This is a genomic window from Mycobacterium sp., assembly GCF_019247615.1.
GTDB lineage: Bacteria > Actinomycetota > Actinomycetes > Mycobacteriales > Mycobacteriaceae > Mycobacterium.
In genome coordinates this window covers 1-2,827 of the sequence record NZ_JAFBAT010000015.1, presented here as the reverse complement: position 1 = coordinate 2,827, position 2,827 = coordinate 1, and the positions used below count along the sequence as shown (strand labels likewise).

4 protein-coding genes are annotated in these 2,827 nt (G+C 64.2%); 1 reads left to right on the top strand and 3 read right to left on the bottom strand.

The genetic code is table 11. From position 1 onward, the window contains the following. Positions 1-344: 344 nt before the first annotated feature. Positions 345-557 carry a hypothetical protein gene (locus tag JO059_RS00975; RefSeq protein WP_293314016.1) on the bottom strand — a complete coding sequence of 71 codons (213 nt, stop codon included), beginning with the start codon at positions 555-557 and terminating at the stop codon, positions 345-347. 109 nt (positions 558-666) lie between these two features. On the opposite strand from JO059_RS00975, the gene JO059_RS00970 reads away from it, so the two are divergent. Beyond that, positions 667-801 (top strand): hypothetical protein, encoded by a 135-nt coding sequence (locus tag JO059_RS00970; RefSeq protein ID WP_293314015.1) that lies wholly within the window; start codon positions 667-669, stop codon positions 799-801. Between the two features lie 394 nt (positions 802-1,195). Here JO059_RS00970 and JO059_RS00965 read toward each other — a convergent pair whose 3' ends face one another. Together JO059_RS00965 and JO059_RS22865 are read right to left on the bottom strand one after the other, a co-directional pair. Then, positions 1,196-1,741 carry a hypothetical protein gene (locus JO059_RS00965; RefSeq protein WP_293314014.1) on the bottom strand — a complete coding sequence of 182 codons (546 nt, stop codon included), beginning with the start codon at positions 1,739-1,741 and terminating at the stop codon, positions 1,196-1,198. Positions 1,742-1,882: 141 nt separating this feature from the next. Next, positions 1,883-2,200 carry a DUF732 domain-containing protein gene (locus tag JO059_RS22865; protein WP_366516138.1) on the bottom strand — a complete coding sequence of 106 codons (318 nt, stop codon included), beginning with the start codon at positions 2,198-2,200 and terminating at the stop codon, positions 1,883-1,885. Positions 2,201-2,827 lie beyond the last annotated feature (627 nt).

Genomic DNA, 2,827 nt, shown 5'->3' with positions numbered 1-2,827 from the left:
TTCACCCAAGCGACTCGCTAGCTCGTCGCACAGTGCCGCCGCACCCCCGACAATGTGGCTGTCCAGCGCCGCGCCGCGCCCGCCGACGAGGGTGCGCAAACCCGCTTGTCGACTGGATATATACCAGGAATCCGAACAATGACAGTTCATCGGGGTGACAGCCGAATTCGGTCAACGTGATTAGTTCGAGGAAAAACTTCGCGCCCTGCGTACCGTTGAACGCTCTGGGGGTGAGGGTCATGGATGGGACTCTAGGGCGGATCTACTACGATAGGTAGTAGTCGATAGATTGATTCTGCGTGCGCCCAGGCGAACGATGAAGCTGCAGTCGAACACCAGCGTGGCTAGGGTGCCATGCCGGAGTCGATCCAGCGTTGGAAGACGTTGACCTTTTCGGCGCTCCACGCCCCGTCACACGGCATCGACCCATCGCGAAGGCGTTGGACGATGGCCGTCGCGTGGGTCTTGACGTCGGTGTAGGACCACAGGTCGAACGCCCAGTTCATCGAGTCGCGGTCGTCGGGCCGAAACAGCGGTTTGATGTTGCGCTCGAACATGACCGGCTCGCCTGCGCCCGGAAGTGGCGCAGGCGGCGCGGTCGAGGATTCGGTATGACTCGTGCCGGGATTGGGCGACGCTGGCGTCCCCTGGCCTAGCGTTGAGGACGTGCTGGCGGCTTGTGACCCGGAGGTGATCGACGGTTGCTGCTCCGCTGTTGGGCCGGTGCTCGAGCAGCCCGAGACCAATGCGACAGCGGCCGCGGTCGCGGCGACGGCGGGCAGCGCGGTGAGCGAGCGGTGAGGTTGGGGCATGACGCTTGCAAGACCTTCCTGATTGATGACAAGCCAGCGGATACGAAGTACTCGCTGCAGAGATAGGGTGGCGAGTTACTCCGGCGGCTCCCGATTGCTGGTGATGATCGTGCTGGGATTGGCGGTGCCGCTCGACCACGAGTTCATAGAAGTCGCTTGGTCTCGGTGGCCTCTAAACCGGTGTAGCGCGAGGTCGTCAACGATCGCCAGATCGAAGGCTTCGCGGCCACCTCCCGACACCACACTTCGGCCCGCGCCCGGCAGTCGCCAAGATCACGAAAGTCCCCTCCGGCAAAGAAATTCGCGCGCACGTAGCTCGGAATACGCCGCGGGAAAGTGCCGAGGATTGACGGGGGTTCGTGAGACTCGGACCGCTGGCCGAATCAGTGTCCATCAATGTCTGGTCGTGCGGCTCGAACCCAGGTATGGGTGTTGCCGCGGCCCACGTAGCTGAGCTGCAGTGACGTGGCGCTGACCGTGAGCGGTACGTACACCAGATCCGTGGGGGGCCCGGGCTGCGCCCAGTGCAGCCACAACACGCACAGGTCTCCTTGGCCGGCCGGAACGTCGTCCTTGGCCGGGGTGAGCGACCATGACCGGTAGCTCCATGTGCCCGACTCCCTGTCGTTGCCACGGCGCGATCTCAGTGTACCGTCGGCATCCAGCGTGGTGATCGTGCTGTCCCCTGCTTCGGTCCAGTCCCCGGTGAACTGCTGCGGGCTGAATTGTCCTTGGGCGCACGAGATCCCGGATTCCGGGGCGTCGGTCGACGTGGTCGCCGCAGGCTTGGTGGTTACCGACGACACCGCTGTACTGCTGCAGCCCATGAGGCCCGCCGCCACTGCAACGCTGCTGCACAGCAACGTGATTCGGGCTGCCGCGCACTTCTTCATCGGCTTGGGGCCTTCAATGCTCGGTTGGGCGGGCACGCTCGCCCGACCCTGCGTCGGCGGGACCCGATTCAGCTGGTAGCACCCGAAAAAGGCGCCGCCGCCGCGCAATCATGACAACCGACAGCAGCGGCCCGCCGCCGGCATCGCGGCAGGACACCCGCGCAACCCGAGGCGAATTCAGATCCCAGTACACAGGGTAGGGGCGTCGCACACATTGCCGGGGCAGTAGGTCGAATGCGCGGCGTTGACCATGGTTCCGACGTCCAACAATGTGACGCCCCTGGCGTTCAAGTGGGCGTGGATGTCGTCGGCGATCTGTTGTGGTGTCCACCCCCAGGTGAGGTCATAGCAGATGAGGTGCGCCTCCCCGATGAGTGCCTCTTCCGTGCTCGGCGGCCAAGTCAGGCCCACGGCGCGCAGTTTCGCCAGGTATGCGTCATCTTGGGGAGTGGCAGCCGCAACCGCGGCGCTACCCAGCAGGGCGCCACCAGCCATGACGGGGATGGCGATGCTGGTCAGCCAACGAGGTGAGGGCATTAGATTCGCTTCCTGTCTTCTCGGGGTGCCACTGGCCAGGAGAGCGCGGCCCCGCTCCTCGGCAGCACGAATATGAAGAATAGCGAAAACGTGCATCGGCGGCTTCTGGTAGCGCGGAGTGCGCGGCGGCGGGCGAACCGCCTCGGCGACCACATCAAAGTTCCAGACTGTCGCCATCCGCGCTGGCGTCGCGCTCAGCGGTCCGCGCTGGACGGTCGCTACGACGACATGCTCGCCGGCCGCAACATTCGCGGGGTGATCATCCACGAGCACTGATGTGTCGAGAGCCAGATCCGCATCATCTTCCAGCCCGCGCAGTTGATTCACCTACTCGCAGTGAAAGGATTCATTTCATGTCTTCGCCAGCCGATATCGTCCGCCACTTCTGCGCTTTGATGGAGAACCGGGACGCCGAAGCGTTGCGTCCCTCCTCGCCGAGGGGGCCGTTTATCAGAACGTGGGAATGCCTGCCTTCACCGGACCGGACGCCATCGTGGAGAACATGGCGGCGCAGTTCGCTATGTTCCCGGACGCCTGCGCCTTCGAGATCGTGAACCTCGCCAGCGAGGGTTCCGTGGTGCTCAC

Bases quoted from the DNA above. Each gene is read 5' to 3' on its own strand.
- JO059_RS00975 (WP_293314016.1), bottom strand. From the start codon at position 557: ATGTTCGAGCGCAACATCAAACCGCTGTTTCGGCCCGACGACCGCGAC.
- JO059_RS22865 (WP_366516138.1), bottom strand. From the start codon at position 2,200: ATGGCTGGTGGCGCCCTGCTGGGTAGCGCCGCGGTTGCGGCTGCCACT.